The following is a 17255-nucleotide window of genomic DNA, read 5'->3' on the forward strand; positions in this document are numbered from 1 at the left end:
AGTTAGGTTAGGCTGCGCTAACTTACTCAGCAGCAATCCACCACCGCAAGAGCATTCTCGCTGGAGGTCCATCGTGAGGCATGGCTGGGAAGGCGTAGTGCTGAAGCTGTTCCGGGCGAAGGACTTCGTCTTCACCGTGACGGGTGCCGAACAGGTCACCGAGCGCTACCGCCGCGTGCATTTCACCGACGGCGGTCTCCTCGAGCTGATCGGCGTACACCCGACCATGTGGGTGCGGCTCTGGTTCGACAACGCAGGCAGGCCGCATCAGCGCGCGTACACGTTGGTCGATCCGGACGTCGAGGCGGGCACGTTCAGGCTGGAGTTCGCGCTGCACGACGGGTGCGCGAGCGACTGGTCCCGCAAGTGCGAGCCCGGCGACACCATCGAGGCGACCGTGCAGGGCACCGGTTTCGAAGTACCTGACCCGTTACCGCAGCGGATGCTGGTCATCGGCGACCCAGCTTCATTGCCCGCCATCAACTCGCTCCTCGAGGTCGCCCCGAAGGTCCCGACCACGATCTGGTTCGAGACCACTCACGACCTCGATCACAAGCTCCCGTTCCGGATCGACCCGGATCACCACGACCTACGGACAGTGCCGCGCGCCGACCTGGTCGAGAACGTGAAGGCCGATCTGCGAGACCTCGCCGGCCCCGACCCGTTCGTCTGGATCGCCTGCGACACCGCGACCACCCGCACCCTGACGTCGTACGTCCTCAAGGACCTCGCCGTACCGAAGCATCGGGTGAAGTCCCTCGGTTACTGGAAGGCCGCGTAGCCTGACCGGCGTGATCACGTCGCTCGACCTCACCGACCGGACGCTCGCCGAGCGGTTGCTCGCGATCCAGCACGCGGCGTACGCCGTCGAGGCCGAGCTGATCGGATTCGACGGCATCCCACCGCTGCAGGAGGACCTCGCCGGTCTCATGTCATCCACCGAGCACTGGCTCGGGCGGTACGACGGGACAGTGCTCGTCGGCGCGGTTGCCTACGAACTAGCACCTGACTCGGTCGAGATCAGCCGGCTCATCGTCGATCCGGCTCATGCTCGTCGAGGCCACGGCCGGGCGCTGCTCGACCACCTCGACCAGTTGGAGCCGCGACCGATCAGCCTCGTCTCGACCGGGAGCGCCAACACTCCGGCAGTGAGTCTCTACAAGGCCCGCGGTTACACCGAGCTCGGTCAGATCGAAGTTGCCCCCGGCATCCACATCACCCAGTTTCGCCGCGAGTCCGGATCTGCTCGAAGCCGTAGTACAACGCCAGCAGGAAGACGATCAGCAGCGTCACCTGAGCCGAAATGAACGACACCCCGATGCACGCCGCGTAGATCACGGTGCCGAACGAGTACCTGATCAACGACTTGCGTACCTGGGACTTGTTCATGTCGTGGTCGACCAGATGGTTGCGCAGTACGTGCCACCAGATCGCGCTGAAGGCGATCGCGGCCAGCGTCAGGTTGGCGCTGTAGACGGCGGCGGCGACGCTGGCGTTGATCGAGTCGTCTTCCAGGTGCTCGGCGAACATGCTGGTCGGGAACGGCAGCAGCGTGACCCACAGCAGCAGAAGCAGGTTGAGGAACATCAGCCCGCGGTCGGCGCGTTTGATCTGCCGGAACATCGAGTGGTGGTTGACCCACATGATGCCGAGGATCGCGAAGCTGGTCAGGTACGCCGCGAACTGGGGCCACTCGTTCACCAGGGCAGGCCACAGCCGCTGACCCTCCTCGAGCTCGGGGCTGTGCAGTTCGAGGACGAGCAGGGTGATCGCGATCGCGAAGACGCCGTCACTGAACGCTTCCAGCCGGTTGGTCTCCGCAAGATTGGTCTGGGTACTCACGGCCACACAGTCTGAACTACTACACCGGTGAACGGGCGATCGTACTGATCGCCTTCAGCGTAATCATTCTGTCCCGAAAGCATCGAGAGCTCTGATTTTGTTGGTCACGTCGAGGGCGGCGACCTTGTAGGCCTCGGACAGGGTCGGGTAGTTCAGGACGGTGTCGACCAGGTAGTCGACCGTGCCGCCGCAGCCCATGATCGCCTGGCCGATGTGGACCAGGTCGGTCGCGCTGGTGCCGAACACATGGACGCCGAGCAGGGTGCGGTCCTCGGTCGAGACGAGCAGCTTGAGCATTCCGTAGGTGTCGCCGAGGATCTGCCCACGGGCCAGCTCGCGGTACCGGGAGACGCCGACCTCGTACGGCACCGACGAGCGCGTCAACTCCTCCTCGGTGGCACCGCAGTACGAGACCTCGGGGATCGTGTAGATGCCGATCGGCTGCAGCCCGGCCAGCTCGCGGGCCGGTTCACCGAAGGCGTGGTACGCCGCCAGTCGGCCCTGATCCATGCTGTTCGCGGCGAGTGCGGGGAAGCCGATCACGTCACCGACGGCGTAGATGTGCTCGACCGTGGTCCGGTAGTGCTCGTCCACCTTGATCCGGCCGCGTGCGTCCGCCTCGAGTCCGGCGGCGGGCAGATTCAGCTCGTCGGTCACGCCCTGCCGGCCGGCGGAGTACATCACCATTTCGGCCGGGATCCGCTTGCCGCTGGCCAGCGAGGTGACTGTGCCGCGGTCGGAGACCTCCACCCGTTCGACCTCCTCGCCGAACCGGAACGTGACCGCCTGGTCACGGAGATGGAACTTGAGCGACTCGACCACCTCGGGATCGCAGAACTCCAGCATCCGGTCGCGCTTCTCGACCACCGTCACCCGGGTCCCGAGCGCGGCGAACATCGACGCGTACTCGATCCCGATCACGCCGGCGCCGACGACGACCATCGAGCTCGGTACCTTTTCGAGCTGGAGGATCGCGTCGGAGTCGAGCACGTGCCGGTTGTCGAACTCGATCTGCGGCGGTCTCGCCGGCCGGGTGCCGGTGGCGATCACGAACTTCTCAGCGGTGACCACGCTGGTCTCACCACGCCCGGATCCGGTCACCTGAACCGTGTTCGGGTCGACGAAGCTCGCCGTACCGTGAAGCAACTCGACGTGGTTGCGGAGCAGTTGGGACCGGACCACCTCGACCTCGCGACCGACGACATGCTGGGTCCTGGCCATCAGATCGGCGATGGTGATGTCGGATTTCACCCGGTAGCTGGCGCCGTACAGGTCGCGCAGCGCCATCCCGGTCAGGTACAGCACTGCTTCGCGCAGCGTCTTGGACGGGATCGTGCCGGTGTTGACGCAGACGCCGCCGAGCATCGAGATCCGCTCGACCACCGCCACCCGCTTACCCAGCTTCGCACCGGCGATCGCGGCCTTCTGCCCGCCCGGACCCGAACCGATCACCACGAGGTCGTAGTCATACATCGGATCTCCCCACCAGACTGGGCGCATACAGGGCACCCAGTCTGGTACAGCGGGGTCAGTCAGTCGACAGTGAAACAGCTGTCCAGCTGATGGCCGGGAGCGTAACGGTCAGTTTGCCGTCCTGCAGCCGGGCTTCGGCCGGGCGTGGAGTGACCCGATCGGGGTGCTCGGCCGAGTTCGTCGCGAGCCCGTCTTCGTCGTGCATGATCAACGCCTCGTCGATCCTGGTCACTCCGGCTCGGCTGATGTCGACAGTGATCTCGACAGGACCCTCGGTCGACCGGTTCACGGCAAAGAGAGCCAGTCGTCCTTCGTCGTACGTCGCGACCGCGTCGACGGCCGGTACGTCGCCGTACTTCTCTGTCGTGGTCAGCGGTGACTCGGTCTCGACCCGGAGGACCTGGCCGGTTGCGAGTCGGGAGGTGATCGCGAACGGGTGGAAGGTCGGTTGCCGCCAGGCCGGGCCGCCGGGCTCGGTCATGATTGGCGCGATCACGTTGGCCAGTTGCGCGAGGCAAGCGACCGCGACCCGGTCGCTGTGCCGGAGCAACGAGATCAGGAGGTTGCCTAGGACAACGGCATCGGTAACGTTGTACTCGTCCTCGATCCGTCGCGGTGCGACCTCCCACTGATCGTGCGGCCCATCGGTCAGCCGGGATCGATCCTTGTACCAGACGTTCCACTCGTCGAACGAGATGCCGACCTTCTTGCTGTTCTTCAGCTCCGCGCCGACATGGTCGGCGGTCGCGATCACCGCATCGATGAAGCGGTCCATGTTCACCGCGGAGGCCAGGAATGAGGCCGTGTCGCCGTCGTCGTTGCTGTAGTACGCGTGGCACGAGATGTAGTCGACGAAGTCGTACGTCTCGCGGAGCACATCACGCTCCCACGTGCCGAACAGCGGCATCGCGGACGACGAGGAACCGCACGCGACCAGCTGGAGATCGGGCTCGACCATTCGCATCGCCCGCGCGGTCTCGGCGGCCAGTCGCCCGTACTCCGTCGGTGTCTTGTGGCCGACCTGCCACGGACCATCCAGTTCGTTGCCCAGGCACCACAGTTTGATCCCGTACGGCGCTGCGCCGTGCTGCTCGCGGAGATCGGACAACGCCGTACCGCCCGGGTGGTTCGTATACTCGAGCAGGTCGAGCGCCTCCTGGACACCGCGGGTCCCGAGGTTGATCGCCATCATCGGCTCGAGGCCGGCCTTGGCGCACCACCGGCTGAACTCGTCCAGGCCGAACTCGTTCGTCTCGATGCTGTGCCAGGCGAGATCGAGCCGCCGGGGCCGATCGGTCCGCGGGCCGACGCCGTCCTCCCAGCGGTAGCCGGAGACGAAGTTGCCGCCGGGGTACCGGACCAGCGAGACGCCGAGTTCGCGGGTCAGCTCGAGCACGTCCTTGCGGAAGCCGTCCTCGTCGGCGGTCGCATGGCCGGGTTCGTAGATGCCGGTGTAGACGCACCGGCCCATGTGCTCGACGAACGTTCCGAAGGTACGGCGGTTCACGGGCGCGATCGTGAACGCGGGGTCGATGGTCAGGTTGGCAGAGGGCACCAGGTTGCTCCTGTCGTGGGTCTAGCCCTTGATTCCGGCGTCGCCGACACCGCGGACGACGTGACGCTGGAACAGGGCGTAGACGATCAGCAATGGAAGACCGCCCAGCACGGCGGACGCCATGATCTGGGCGTAGCGCAGGCCGTACGAGCCCTGCACGTTGGCCAGACCGACCGGGATCGTCATCATCGACGGGTCGGTGGTCACGATGAAGGGCCAGAGAAAGTTGTTCCAGGCCCCGATGAAGGTGAAGATTCCGACGGCAACGAGGATCGGCCGCGACATCGGCACCATCACACTCCAGACGATCCGCCACCGGGGCGCGCCGTCGACCCGGGCGGCGTCCTCGTAGTCGCGGGAGATGCCGTCGAAGAACTTCTTCAGCACGAACACCATCACCGGCGCGACCACCTGCGGCAGCACGATGCCCCAGTAGGTGTCGACCAGGCCGAGCCCGGTCATCTCCTGGAACAGCGGCACGATCAGCACCTGCGGCGGCACCAGGATGCCGGCGATCATCAGCCCGAACAGCACCCGCCGGCCGGGGAAGTGCGTCCGGGAGAAGCCGTACGCCGCCAGCACCGAGACGACCAGCGTCAGCCCGGTGACCAGGACCGAGACTACTGTGCTGTTCAGGAACCAGCGGATCAGGTCGCCCTGTTCGATGACGCTCCGGTAGGCCTCGACAGTCGGTGCCTGAGGCAACCAGGTGATCGGCGCCCGGGTCGTCTCTGGCTCGGGCTTGAGCGAGGTGTCGAGCGCCCACAGGAGTGGGACCAGCCAGAGCACGGCGAGGATCACCGCGCCGACGACGCTTGCCACTTTCGGGTAGGTCCAGCGCGGTTCGACCGGTCCGCTCGGCGCGGAGCGGGTGGGCATCGTGATCGTCGTCATGCCGCGTCCCTTCGGCCGGAGAAGAGTTTGAACTGGGCGACCGAGACGATCACGATGATCGCGAAGAACAGGTAGGAGATCGCCGACGCGTAGCCGATCCGGTAGCTGGTGAAGCCGGACTGGTAGATGTACTGGATGATCGGCCGCGTCGCGTAGTTCGGCCCGCCGTTCGTCATCAGGTAGATCTGGTCGAAGATCTTCAGCGATGCCACCAACTGCAGTACGACGATCAGCCCGGTGGTCCGGCTCAGCAGCGGTAGCGTGATCCGGAACAGCTGCTGCCGGCCGTTCGCGCCGTCGATCGCGGCCGCCTCGTAGACCTGGGCCGGAATCCCTTGCAGAGCAGCAAGATAGAGCAGGAAGTTGAACCCGACCGTCCACCAGACGGTCGTGATCACCACCGCGAGCATGGCCCGGTTCTCGGTGTTCAGCCAGTCGATCTCGGCGAACCCACCCGACGTCAGCAGCCCGTTCACCAGTCCGAATCCGGGCTGGTAGATCCATACCCAAATCAGTGTCACGACGGTGGCCGGCAGGACGAACGGAGCGAAGTACGAGAACCGCAACAGCCAGCCCAGCAAGCCTTTCCGGTTCGCGAGCAGGGCCATCACCAGCGCGACGATCACCAGTGGCGGCGTACTCATCGCGGTGAAGACGAGCGTGTTCTTCAGCGACGACCAGACAGCCGGGTCGCCGAACATCTCCCGCCAGTTCTGCAGGCCGAGGAACTCCTGCTTGACCCCGGCGAGACTGGTGTTGAAGAAGCTGTTCCAGAATCCGTTGATCGTCGGCCAGACCAGGAAGACCGCGAACAGCAATAGAAACGGGGCGACGAAGAACAGCCCGCCCCAACGCTCCATCCACGGGCGGCCAGCGCCCGGCTTCGGTGCGGCCGGTCGGGTGGTACTGAGGGCACGAGGTGGTGTCTGCACAGCCATGATGGCCTCCTTTCAGACCGGGGACGGGGTGTCGAGCAGCTTTTGGATGGCTGCCTTGAACTGGGCGAGCGCTCCCTTCGCGGTGGCCTGTCCGGTCGCGATCCCGCTGAAGGCTGCCGCCGACTCGTTCTCCAGTTGGGATCCCGAGCCGCTGAACCAGGCGTCCGGGTCGTAGAGCACGTTCGGGGCGACGCTGCGGTACTCCGCTTGCGGCTTGAGATTCAGGTACTCCGTGCTCTTCACCACCGGCTGGTACGCCGGGATGTGGCCGCCGGCCGCCCACCCGACGCTGTGTTTCAGCATCCACGCGATGTACTCGATCGTCGCCTTCGTGTCGTCGGCGTTCCGGTGGGCCTGGTGCGGCAGCACGAAGGTGTGCGAGTCCCCCTGGAACTTCGGGACGTCGTACACCACCGGGAACGGCGCCATGCTGAACGGCAGCTTCGCGGTCTGGTACGTCGTGACCTCCCACTCGCCGTTGAAGCTCATTCCCGCCTCGCCGTTGGTGAACTGCGCGACCAGGGCCGCGTAGTTCGCCGACCGCGGCGTGAGCCCTTCACTGGCGAGCTTCGCGATCAGGTCCAGGGCCTCGAGCGCCTTGGCGTCGTCGATCACCAGCTCCTTGCCGTCCGGGCTGAAGAACTCACCCTGGAGCTGGCCGTACAGCGTGTACCACAGCCGCCATGGGCTGGTGGTGTCCACCGAGACGGCGTACTTGCCGGTGGTCTCCTTGACGGCCCGGAGCATGTCAAGGAACGCAGTCACGCCCTTGACGGTCTTGATCTTGTTGTCGGGTCCGAGCAGGCCGGCCTTCTTGCAGATCTCGAGGTTGTAGTAGAGGACGAACGGGTGCTGGTCGAGCGGGACGGCGTACAACTTGCCGTCGATGACACAGCGGTTCCAGGTGGCCGGCAGGAAGTCGGACTCGTGCACCCCGGCGGCGGTCAGCAGGTCGACCGGGATCGGGTCGAGCATCGTCGTCGGGCTGAATCCCTTCAGCCGGGACATGTGCATCGTCGCGACCTCGGGCGCCCGACCACCGGTCGCCGACATCGCGAGCTTGGTGTAGAACGGCGGGCCCCAGGCGAGCGTGGTTGCCGAGAACCGCACGTCGGGGTGTTCGGCGACGTACTGCTGATGGATCTGCAGCAGGCGAGCACCGTCACCGCCGCCGAAGAGGTTCCATTCGCGGACCCTGGGCTTACCGCCGAGGGCACCGCAGCCGGTGAGTGCGAGGGCGCCGAGCATGCCACCAAGTACTGCTCGGCGCCGGGGGCGGACGTTGGTCATCAGTCCTCCAGGGCGGAGTGGAGCGACGGATTTACATCGGTGTACTACATCGGTGTAGAGATGATGCCCGGCGGGTCGGGGAGCGTCAATAGCTCAGTCGACGCCGACGGTGGATTCGCGGAGGTGCAGCTGGTACGGCGCGATGATCTCGTGGTGCTCGGAGTCGTCGCCGGCCATCCGCTTGACCAGCAGGTCGACCGCGGTCCGGGCGATGTGGACGCGATTCGGGTCGACCGTGGTCAGGGTCGGGCTGCTGAAGCTGGCCTCGTCGATGTTGTCGAAACCGGCTACCGCGACGTCGTCCGGGATCCTGATCCCGTGAGCGGTGAGGGCCCGGACCGCGCCGAGTGCGAGCGTGTCGTTCAGGGCAAGGACCGCGTCGAACTTCTGGCCGGTCGCGAGCAGCTCCTCCATCGCGTCCGCCCCGCTCGACCGATGCCACTTCCCACCGGACACAGCCAGATCCGTCGGCACGGTGACGCCGTACTCCGCCAGCGTTTCGGCGTAAGCGCCGTACCGGATGGCGGCGGTGCCGACCGCCTCGCCGGGTCGGATGCCGATGACCGCGATCTTGCGCCGGCCCTGGTCGAGCAGGTGTCGTACGACGGCCTTGGTGCCGTCGACGTTGTCGATCATCACGTGGTCGACCGGGCCGTGGAAGATCCGCTCGCCGAGCAGCACCATCGGGGTCGGCGTCCGTAGTTGGTCGACGTCCTCGGGGCCGAGGCCGAGTGGGCTGTACAGCAGGCCGTCGACCAGGTGACCGCGCGGCCGAGCGAGGGCGGTCAGCTCGCGATCCCGGTCGGCGCCGGTGGTCTCGATCATCACGGTGAGACCGTGCTCGCCGGCGGCCTCGATGGCCGCGTCGGCGAGCTCGGCGAAGTACGGGTTGCTCAGCTCAGGCACGGCGAGGGCGATGATGCCGGTCCGCCCGGACTTCAGGTTCCGGGCGGAGATGTTCATCCGGTAGCCGAGGGCATCGATCGCGGCGAGCACCTTGGTCCGCGTCTCTTCGCGGATGTACGGGTACCCGTTCATCACGTTCGAGACCGTCTTCGGGGACACCCCGGCCTCGCGCGCGACATCGCGCATGGTCACCGCCATGCCAGCCACCGTAATGCCTGCGCTGCTGGAACTCAGTCCTCGGTGTCGTGCGTGGGGCGGCGTGGCGGGTTGGGCTGCGGGCCGGCGGACGGGCCGCCCGGGTGCTCCGGGACGTCCACCTCGTTGTCGTCGGTCAGCTCGACACCCTCCTCGCGGAGCGTGTCGTCAACCGCCGGATCCCTTTCGTGTCCGGGGTGTGGCAGGCCTGGCCTGTCGAAGCTCATGGCACCCTCCCTGGCGTCGTCGCTGCCACCACGATACGGCCTGTTCGCCCGGTCAGCGGTCGGCTGGTCAGCGGTCGGCCTGCAGGCGGCGGCGCTGGGCGACGTCGGTCAGGGACTGGGGCTGCCAGGCGCCGTCGGCCCGGTAGTGGTCGGTGCCTGGCGGAGTGATCTCGTCGATCTGGTCGAGGGTCTTGTCGTCGAGCGCGAGGTCGGCCGCCTTGATCAGGCCGTCGAGTTGCTCCATCGTGCGCGGACCGGAGATGACCGACGTGACCGCGGGGTGCGCCGTGACGAACGCCATCGCCAGCTCCGGCAGCGTCGTACCGATGCCATCGGCGACCTCGATCAGCTTCTCGACAGCGTCGTACTTCGCGGCGTTCGCGGGCAGCGTCGGATCGAACCGCTCGGGAGCGATGGCTGCTCTGCCCTTCGTCAGGTCGAGCGGCTGGTCCTTCCGGATCTTCCCGGACAGGAATCCGAACGCCAGAGGGCTGTATGTCAGCACGCCCATCCCCAGTCGCCGGCAGGTCGGCAGCACCGACCGCTCGATGCCGCGGGCAATCATCGAGTACGGCGGTTGGTTCGTCCGAAAGCGCCCGTACCCGCGCTGGTCGGACACGTGGTACGCCTCCACGATGTCCTCCGCCGGGAACGCCGAGCAGCCGAACGCGCGGATCTTGCCCGCACTGACCAGATCGGTCAGCGCCCACAGCGTTTCCTCGATATCGGTGGTGTGGTCCGGCCGGTGGATCTGGTACAGATCGATCCAGTCCGTGTCGAGCCGGCGCAGACTGTCCTCGACCTCGCGGATGATCCAGCGGCGCGAGTTCCCGCTCCGGTTGCGGCCCTCGGTGAGCGGGAAGTGCACCTTCGTCGCCAGTACGACGTCGTCGCGGCGATCCTTGAGCGCCTCGCCGACGATCTCCTCGGACTCGCCGGCGGAGTACATGTCCGCGGTGTCGACGAAGTTGATCCCCTGGTCGAGAGCGGCGTGGATGATCCGGATGCAGTCCTCGTGATCCGGGTTCCCGACGGAACCGAACATCATCGCGCCGAGACAGTGTGTACTGACCTCGATCCCGGTCCCACCCAGCGTGCGGTAGCGCATATCAACAGCTCCTCGTGTTCCGATCGGTGACTGTCTCGCACGTTAAGAGCTAGAGCGCTGTCTAGGTCAAGCCCGACCTAAGGTGAGCTCATGGACATCGCTGGGCTGTGGGAACCCGAGCCGGGCTGGTTGAACACCGCGTCGTACGGACTGCCGCCGAAGCCGGCCTGGGAAGCGTTGCAGGCCGCACTCTCCGACTGGCGGGTCGGCGCGACGAGCTGGGAACCGTGGGACGACTCGACCACGCGCGCCCGGGCGTCGTTCGCACGGCTGGTCGGGGCGGACGTCGCCGACGTGTTCGTCGGTAGCACGGTGTCCGCGGCGATGGTGCCGATCGCCGCGGCGTTGCCGGACGGGGCGAAGGTGCTGACCGACGACGTCGAGTTCACGTCGAACGTGTTCCCGTGGCAGGTGCACGCGGATCGTGGCGTCGAGCTGATCGCCGTACCGGGTGACGAATTGGTTGCCGCGATCAAGCCGGGAATCGACCTGGTTGCGGTGAGTGCAGTGCAGTCGTCGACTGGCGTCGTACTCGATCTGCCCGCGGTAGTTGCTGCTAGCAAGCAGATTGATGCTCTCGTGGTGATCGATGCGTCTCAGGCCGCGGGCTGGCATCCGCTCACCGTGACGGGTGTCGATGCGTTGATCGCCCACAGTTACAAGTGGTTGATGTCGCCGCGTGGTGCGACCTTCGGGTACCTGTCGCCGCGACTGCAGGAGCGGTGCCGGCCGTCTGCGGCCGGTTGGTACGCCGCGCGGGACGTGCACGGCTCGTACTACGGGCCGATGATGGACCTCGATCCCGGTGCGCGTCGGTTCGACCAGTCGCCGGCGTGGTTCAGTTTCGTCGGCGCGGCACCGGCGCTCGAGCTGATCGAGGAGATCGGCGTCGACACGATCAACCGCCACAACCTCGAACTGGCGAACGAGTTCCGCGCCGGCCTCGGCCTACCTGCGTCCAACAGCGCGATCGTCAGCACGAGCCTCCCCGGCGCCAAGGAGGCCTTCGCCGGGGCCGGGATCCGAGCCGCCGTACGAGACGGCAAGCTCCGCGCGTCGTTCCACATCTACTCAACCCACGACGACGTACACCAGGCTCTTGAGGCCCTGAAGCCTTTGCTGTGAGAGCTAAGACGAACCCTAGAGGGTGATCTAGGTCCGGGTTAGGGTGCCCCCTATGCGTGGATTGAGTATCGGGCAGGTGGCGGAGCGGACCGGGTTGAGCGTGCATGCCCTGCGGTTCTACGAACGCGAGGGTCTGCTCGCGGACCAGGTACAACGCGAGTCGAACGGGCGACGCGTCTACTCCGAGGACGATGTCGAGTGGCTGGCCATGTGCATCAAGTTCCGCTCGTCCGGGATGCCGCTCGAAACCATCCGCAAGTACACCGACCTGGTCCGCCAAGGCCCCGGCAACGAGCAAGACCGCCTGGCCCTGCTCCGGAGCCACCAGGACCACGTCACATCCCAGATCCAGGAACTCACCGACTGCCTGAGCGTCATCACCCACAAAGTCACCATCTACGAACAACACCTGGACGCCGGCACCGCAGACTGCCTCTGGGTAACCCCACCCGCCAACCTAAACACCAGCGAAGCCTCCTAACCCCCAAGCCCCACCAACCAAGCCAACCACGTGCTCAACCCCAGCCAACCAATCAACCCCGGCCGACCAATCAACCCCGGCCGCCTGACCAACCGAGGCCGCTTTATCAAGCCGGGCTCCTGATCAAGCCCGGTGCTGAGCAAGCGGGCCCCCTGATCAAGCCGGCCCTGATCAAGCCCGGCCTCCTGATCAAGCCAGGCCGACTGACCAGGCGGGCCTCCGGACCAAGGCCGGTCTCCTGAACAGCGAGGCCTACTGACCAGGCCGGCCTCCTGATCAAGCCCCGGCCGGCTGACCAGGCGGGCCTCCGGACCAAGGCCGGTCTCCTGAACAGCGAGGCCTACTGACCAGGCCGGCCTCCTGATCAAGCCCCGGCCGACTAATCAAGCGAGGCCGCTTGATCAAGCCCGGTCGTCTTGCCTACCGAGGCCGCCGGATCAACCGAGGCTACCTAGCCAAGCCGGTCTCCTGATCAACCGACGCCTACTGCTCAAGCCAGCTCCTGTTCAAGTGAGTCCCTACCAGTCTCCTGAGCAAGCCCGGTCTCCTGAGCAAGGTCGATGTCAGGCACCAGCCCCCGCATTCGCCGGGGCCCAACCGGCTGGCCAGCGGAGCCTCCTGATCAACTGAGCGTGGATTCCATGGCGCGAAGAGTGGTTCGCATGTTGTCCGCCAGCTGGTCGAGCCGCCCCTGAATCACCTCCGCGGCCCGCTCCGCCTGCTCGACCGCCCCCTGACGCAGGCCGCTGTCCCCTGGCCCATGGGAGAACGTCTGCCGCACAAGCGTCTGCCCGCCGCGATCCTCCAACTCGTACTCCCAATGCGCAAACGGCACCGCCTCCCCGCCGTACACATCCCACCCAAACCGGTACGGCGCCTCAGCAACGGTAACCGTGCAAGTCACGTACGTCTCGAACCCATCCGAGAACCGATTCCGAGCCTCAAACCGAGCCCCCTCCTCAATCCGCCCGCTCAGCCAGCCCCCGTAGTAACACTCCGGACTCCACTCCCCATACCGCTCAATCGCCGTAACCCCACCCCACACCGCCCCAATCGGCAACCCAACCAAAACCTCAACCCCGGTCGTAGCACCAGTCACTCCGTAGTCATCCATGCCCCAAACGTCGGACCCCCCTCACCAACCTCGACATTTCCCAATCCACCCACCCACAGAGCCCTAGCCCTCGTCCCGAACAAACCCCATCCAGGACCCACCCCCAACCTGACCCGAAGCCCGCCTCCAAGGCCAACGCCGCCCCCAGAACCAACCACCACCCACGAGCGCCACGGGCCCGCCTCGCACCGACCGCCTCGCACCGACCGCCCCGCAGAGACCGCATCGCACGCACCGTGATGCACGGGCCTTGGGCACGAGCCGCGTCGCACGGACGGCACTCACCGTGCCGCGGCCGCGCCGCACCAACCGAGCCGCACCGACCGCGTGGCCCGCACCGCACCGCACCGAGCCGCGCGGACCGGCCCGGATCGCACCGCACGAGCGGCACCGAACGGATCGCACAGCACTGAACGGACGGCACTGAATGCACCGGACCAGCCGTCCGCCCAGACCGCATCGCGTCGTACGGACCACCAGTGCACGAGCCGCCCAGGGACGCACCGCACAGACCACAGCGCACAAGCCGCCCCGCACCGGCCGCGGGTGCAGGACCCGCATCGCACGGACCGCGCCGCAACGCACCACGCGGATCGCATCGCATGTGCGGCGCCGCACGGATCACACGGACCGCGGCGGAGGAGTCGGACCGCTCGACCGGCGCTGTATGGACCGCGGTGCACGGGCCGCGTTGCAGGAATCGCGGGGGTGCGGGTCGGCGCGGTATGGCTGTGCCGCGGGTGGCGGTGATGTTGGCCTGCGGTAGTTGCTAGGGCGGTTCGGGGGCAGTTGTGGCTGGGGTGAGATCGCTGGACTCGTCCCAGGGGTCGAACGGTGTCCTGTCGGAGAGTTGGTGCGCCGATTTCGTTCTCCGGTCGGCGGGTGGGCGCTCGCCCCAGATGGCCAGGTACGTCGCATCGCGCACCGCCGCCGCGTCGTCCTGGGTAGGCGCGGAGGGCGCCTCGTCCCGGAGCCGCCCGCCACCCGGAGCAGACCTCAGACCCGTCTCCGCGGGCGCGACCGAATCCCCGGGCACCGAACGCACGGATCCATCGGCTCGCAGTGATCCTCTGTCCCCACCGGCGCGCAGATCCCCGGCGGCTACTTCGTCCGCCGCCGGCTGATCGACTGCCGAGTCGACTGTCGAGTCGCCGACTGCCTTGTGGTCGGGTCGTGGGTGGTCGGGTGCCTGGCGGTCAGGTATCGGGTCGTCGCCTGTCGACCGGCCGGGTGGTCGGTCGGGCGCCGAGCGGGCTGGTGCGGGAGGTGGGGCTGTGGTCTGGCGGGGGTGGGGTGGTGGGTCGGCCCAGGTGGGGCGGGTTACATGGACCTGGCCGTTGGTGATGGTGATGGTCCAGTGGCCGTTGTGGAGGTCGGTGTGGTGGCGGCGGCAGAGCAGGGCCAGGTTCGAGAGCTTGGTGTCGCCGCCGTCGATCCACGAGATCAGGTGGTGGGCGTCGCACATGATCGGGGGTGCGCCGCAGACCACGCAGCCTCGGTCGCGGGTGTTCAGGGCGCGGCGCATGGCGCGGGTGACGAGGCGTTCGCAGCGGCCGACGTCGAGTGGTTCGGAGTTCGAACCGAGGACTATCGGGATGACTTTCGCGTCGCAGGCCAGGCGGCGGATGGTGGCCGCGGAGAGTCCGGGGCCGTAGACGGTGTCGCCGAGGGCGTCTGCGGTTGCGGCTTTGAGGTCTTGGAGGTCGATGGTGACGGTGATGTTCGCCTTCGCCCCGAACCCGGGCACTACCTCACCTCCCGAACCACCGGCCCCACCGCACGCTCGGCCAGCCATCGAACCGCCAGCTAGACCGTCAGTTGCACCACCGGCCAGCCCAGTCACCGAACCATCGGACGGAGCCTCGGTCGAGCCACCGTCCGGACCGCTGGCCGACCCGTTGGCCGCGCTGCTCCTTGTCTGCGCTGCGCCGCAATCCGCCGCCGCGGCCGGCGTCGTAGTACCGGGGGCAGCGGTGCCCGGTGTGGTCGGTGTGGTCGGGGTGGTCGGGGCGGTCGGGTTCGGGGTGGGCGGGTTTGGGGTGGTGGGGCGGGGGAGGGTGGGGGACGGAGTGCCGGCGTCTAGGGCGGTGGCGGCGAGGGTGAGGGTGGTGGTGAGGGCGTCGGCTTGGCGTTTTTCGCGGGTGCGGGGGTCGGGTTCGCCGTCGACGGTCTTGTGGGGACCGGCGCCGGCGAAGATCAGCGAGCGAAACAGTTCGGCGTTCTCGTTCGCGAGGTAGCCCTTGAACTTCACTCCACGGTCGGCGGTCATCAAGGTGAGGGTTTCGCGGGCGGAGGCTTTCTGTTCTTCGGGTTCTGGGCCGTCGGTGTCGAGGATGTCGCGGGCTTGTTCGGCAGCCTTGCGGAGCTCGGCCGGTGGGAGGTGGCGGGCGAGGCGGACCAGTTCGCGTTCGGCGACCTCGAGATCAGCCACCGGCACGGTCGCGGGGACCTTTTCCAGGGCGGTGACGATCGCTTCGGCCTGGGCCGGGCGGAGTACCACCGCAGGCGCCGCCTCCTCGTCCTCGGGAAGGTCGGTGATGTCGGGGAGGGCGGCGGTGATGGCTGTGTATTTGGGGAGGGCTCGGGCGAGGTGGACGTCGCGGCGGGCTCGGTAGTGGTCGAGGCGGTAGCGGTATTCGAGGTATTGGACGGTGTCGCGGGCGCCGACTTGTTCGGCGTACCCGGAGCTGTCCAGCGCGGCCACGAGCCGTAGGCGGCGGGTATCGATGCGGGCGAGGTCGGCGTCGGCCTGGTCGAGGGCGTGCACCAGTTCCTGGTCGCTCATCAACTCAGGTGCCCGGTCCATACATCAACTCTAGGCACCCCCACCGACAGTTTTCAAAGCCAGAACCCCTTATTTCCAAGGGATTCTGTTATCCACACCTGTGGATCTTGCTATAGGCAACTATGGGAAGATCTCAGTGAGAGCAGGCGCGCGGCGATCGCCTCGGCAGGACCAGGCGCAACCACGGCCAAGGCATCCGCGGCCGCAGGACCGCGTAGCATCGCAGATCCCCCATGACCGATCGGTACGGCGCCTGTTGGCGTCAACCGGACCGGGACAAGCCGAGTGTTGGTCGGGTGACAGGCGACACCGCCCGGAACGGCGATCTGGGCGAGCCGAGGAAGAACCAGACCGCGCATCCGGGCAATCGCAGCAACCCCCAGCGTAAGAAATGCAACGAGTGCAGCGAACGGATTCCCCGGCAACCCGAGCACAAGCCGCCCGTCAGCCAGCCGAGCCAGCGCCTGCGGATGCCCCGGCCCGCAAGCGACCCCATCGACGATCAGCTCAGCTCCCAACGCCTCAAGCGTCGGCCGAAGATGATCCGCCGGCCCCGCGGCCGACGAACCCGACACCAAAATCAGCTCAGCGTCCGTCTCACGCAGCACCCGGATCAGATCCTCACGCGAGTCCGCGAGATGCCGCACCGGCCCAACCAGCGCACCGGCGCGACTGATCAACCCCGGCAACATCGGACCAATCGCGTCCCGCACCCGGCCCGGTCCCGAAGGCCCGCGATGGACCAGTTCGTCACCCGTCACCAACGCGGCGACTGTCGGCTGCGGGATCACAGTCAAGCGATTGAGGCCGACAGTCGCGGCCAGCCCGAGGACAGCCGGATCGACGACCACTCCCGCTGGCAACAGTTGGTCTCCGGGCTTGCACTCCTCGCCGGCCCGCCGGATGTGCCGCCCATCATCAGACGGCCCATCCAGCCGATCACCCGCCACCGCGCTCTCTTCCGACCGCACCACCGAGGTCGCCCCCGCCGGCACAGTCGCCCCGGTCACGATCCCAATCGCCTGCCCGTCCAACAACGCGACAGGAGACGCAGCCCCAGCCTCCACATGCCCGATCACTCGCCAAGGGCCAGCACCACGTACGGCGTACCCGTCCATCGCGGCCCGATCCACCGGCGGTACAGCACCCGGCGAAACCAACGGCGTACCCAGCACACACCCATCGGCCGCGTCCAACCCCCGCGAAACCGGAGTACCGGGCCGGGCCGCCGCATGGGCCAGCCCACGAGCCACGTCCCACGCCACGAGGACCCGCCGCGCACGAAGCTCAGGCCTGTCCTCCACGGGTCCACCCTCCCGGAC

General features: G+C 67.1%; 16 protein-coding genes. 4 read left to right on the forward strand and 12 right to left on the reverse strand.

Annotated elements, in window-relative coordinates:
• Positions 1–73: 73 nt before the first annotated feature.
• Positions 74–781 carry a siderophore-interacting protein gene (locus EV650_RS27150; RefSeq protein WP_134121809.1) on the forward strand — a complete coding sequence of 236 codons (708 nt, stop codon included), beginning with the start codon at positions 74–76 and terminating at the stop codon, positions 779–781.
• Positions 782–791: 10 nt separating this feature from the next.
• Positions 792–1307 carry a GNAT family N-acetyltransferase gene (locus EV650_RS27155; protein ID WP_134121810.1) on the forward strand — a complete coding sequence of 172 codons (516 nt, stop codon included), beginning with the start codon at positions 792–794 and terminating at the stop codon, positions 1305–1307.
• Here EV650_RS27155 and EV650_RS27160 read toward each other — a convergent pair.
• The 9 genes from EV650_RS27160 to EV650_RS27200 all read right to left on the reverse strand — a co-directional run bounded on the left by EV650_RS27160 (position 1216) and on the right by EV650_RS27200 (position 10428).
• Complete coding sequence (locus EV650_RS27160) at positions 1216–1842, reverse strand: TMEM175 family protein (RefSeq protein ID WP_166678285.1); 627 nt, start codon at positions 1840–1842, stop codon at positions 1216–1218. The genes EV650_RS27155 and EV650_RS27160 overlap by 92 nt on opposite strands.
• Positions 1843–1905: 63 nt before the next feature.
• Positions 1906–3315 carry a Si-specific NAD(P)(+) transhydrogenase gene (gene sthA / locus EV650_RS27165; protein ID WP_202874922.1) on the reverse strand — a complete coding sequence of 470 codons (1410 nt, stop codon included), beginning with the start codon at positions 3313–3315 and terminating at the stop codon, positions 1906–1908.
• 55 nt (positions 3316–3370) lie between these two features.
• On the reverse strand, positions 3371–4870 hold the full coding sequence (gene arfA, locus EV650_RS27170; protein WP_134121813.1) for an arabinosylfuranosidase ArfA: 1500 nt from the start codon (positions 4868–4870) through the stop codon (positions 3371–3373).
• Positions 4871–4891: 21 nt separating this feature from the next.
• The gene (locus EV650_RS27175; RefSeq protein ID WP_134121814.1) at positions 4892–5764 is read right to left on the reverse strand and encodes a carbohydrate ABC transporter permease; all 873 of its coding nucleotides are present in this window, start codon (positions 5762–5764) and stop codon (positions 4892–4894) included.
• Complete coding sequence (locus EV650_RS27180) at positions 5761–6702, reverse strand: carbohydrate ABC transporter permease (protein ID WP_134121815.1); 942 nt, start codon at positions 6700–6702, stop codon at positions 5761–5763. Before EV650_RS27180 ends, EV650_RS27175 begins: the two co-directional genes overlap by 4 nt.
• A 12-nt stretch (positions 6703–6714) precedes the next feature.
• Positions 6715–7992, reverse strand: a complete 1278-nt coding sequence (locus EV650_RS27185) for an extracellular solute-binding protein (RefSeq protein ID WP_134121816.1) — start codon at positions 7990–7992, stop codon at positions 6715–6717.
• Between the two features lie 93 nt (positions 7993–8085).
• Complete coding sequence (locus tag EV650_RS27190) at positions 8086–9096, reverse strand: LacI family DNA-binding transcriptional regulator (protein WP_134121817.1); 1011 nt, start codon at positions 9094–9096, stop codon at positions 8086–8088.
• 32 nt (positions 9097–9128) lie between these two features.
• Positions 9129–9320, reverse strand: coding sequence for a hypothetical protein (locus EV650_RS27195; RefSeq protein WP_134121818.1), 192 nt, complete (start codon positions 9318–9320; stop codon positions 9129–9131).
• Positions 9321–9387: 67 nt separating this feature from the next.
• The gene (locus EV650_RS27200) at positions 9388–10428 is read right to left on the reverse strand and encodes an aldo/keto reductase (RefSeq protein ID WP_134121819.1); all 1041 of its coding nucleotides are present in this window, start codon (positions 10426–10428) and stop codon (positions 9388–9390) included.
• Positions 10429–10518: 90 nt separating this feature from the next.
• Here EV650_RS27200 and EV650_RS27205 point away from each other — a divergent pair, with 90 nt between their 5' ends.
• Complete coding sequence (locus EV650_RS27205; RefSeq protein ID WP_134121820.1) at positions 10519–11553, forward strand: aminotransferase class V-fold PLP-dependent enzyme; 1035 nt, start codon at positions 10519–10521, stop codon at positions 11551–11553.
• A gap of 52 nt (positions 11554–11605) precedes the next feature.
• Positions 11606–12034 carry a MerR family transcriptional regulator gene (locus tag EV650_RS27210; protein WP_134121821.1) on the forward strand — a complete coding sequence of 143 codons (429 nt, stop codon included), beginning with the start codon at positions 11606–11608 and terminating at the stop codon, positions 12032–12034.
• A 622-nt stretch (positions 12035–12656) separates the two neighbouring features.
• Here the strand turns inward: EV650_RS27210 and EV650_RS27215 are convergent.
• The 3 genes from EV650_RS27215 to EV650_RS27225 all read right to left on the reverse strand — a co-directional run bounded on the left by EV650_RS27215 (position 12657) and on the right by EV650_RS27225 (position 17237).
• Complete coding sequence (locus EV650_RS27215) at positions 12657–13148, reverse strand: SRPBCC family protein (protein WP_134121822.1); 492 nt, start codon at positions 13146–13148, stop codon at positions 12657–12659.
• A gap of 769 nt (positions 13149–13917) precedes the next feature.
• A complete protein-coding gene (locus EV650_RS27220; RefSeq protein ID WP_134121823.1) occupies positions 13918–15954 on the reverse strand; it encodes an HNH endonuclease signature motif containing protein in 2037 nt (678 codons plus the stop codon).
• An 89-nt stretch (positions 15955–16043) separates the two neighbouring features.
• Positions 16044–17237, reverse strand: coding sequence for a molybdopterin molybdotransferase MoeA (locus tag EV650_RS27225; protein ID WP_202874924.1), 1194 nt, complete (start codon positions 17235–17237; stop codon positions 16044–16046).
• Positions 17238–17255 lie beyond the last annotated feature (18 nt).

It is taken from the genome of Kribbella kalugense (genome assembly GCF_004365875.1).
Taxonomy (GTDB): domain Bacteria; phylum Actinomycetota; class Actinomycetes; order Propionibacteriales; family Kribbellaceae; genus Kribbella; species Kribbella kalugense.

Excerpts from the sequence above, each read along its gene's own strand:
- sthA (WP_202874922.1), bottom strand. The coding sequence starts at position 3,315 with ATGTATGACTACGACCTCGTGGTGATCGGTTCGGGTCCGGGCGGGCAG.
- EV650_RS27175 (WP_134121814.1), bottom strand. The coding sequence starts at position 5,764 with ATGACGACGATCACGATGCCCACCCGCTCCGCGCCGAGCGGACCGGTC.
- EV650_RS27180 (WP_134121815.1), bottom strand. The coding sequence starts at position 6,702 with ATGGCTGTGCAGACACCACCTCGTGCCCTCAGTACCACCCGACCGGCC.
- EV650_RS27185 (WP_134121816.1), bottom strand. The coding sequence starts at position 7,992 with ATGACCAACGTCCGCCCCCGGCGCCGAGCAGTACTTGGTGGCATGCTC.
- EV650_RS27190 (WP_134121817.1), bottom strand. The coding sequence starts at position 9,096 with ATGGCGGTGACCATGCGCGATGTCGCGCGCGAGGCCGGGGTGTCCCCG.
- EV650_RS27195 (WP_134121818.1), bottom strand. The coding sequence starts at position 9,320 with ATGAGCTTCGACAGGCCAGGCCTGCCACACCCCGGACACGAAAGGGAT.
- EV650_RS27200 (WP_134121819.1), bottom strand. The coding sequence starts at position 10,428 with ATGCGCTACCGCACGCTGGGTGGGACCGGGATCGAGGTCAGTACACAC.
- EV650_RS27205 (WP_134121820.1), top strand. The coding sequence starts at position 10,519 with ATGGACATCGCTGGGCTGTGGGAACCCGAGCCGGGCTGGTTGAACACC.
- EV650_RS27210 (WP_134121821.1), top strand. The coding sequence starts at position 11,606 with ATGCGTGGATTGAGTATCGGGCAGGTGGCGGAGCGGACCGGGTTGAGC.
- EV650_RS27215 (WP_134121822.1), bottom strand. The coding sequence starts at position 13,148 with ATGGATGACTACGGAGTGACTGGTGCTACGACCGGGGTTGAGGTTTTG.
- EV650_RS27220 (WP_134121823.1), bottom strand. The coding sequence starts at position 15,954 with ATGGACCGGGCACCTGAGTTGATGAGCGACCAGGAACTGGTGCACGCC.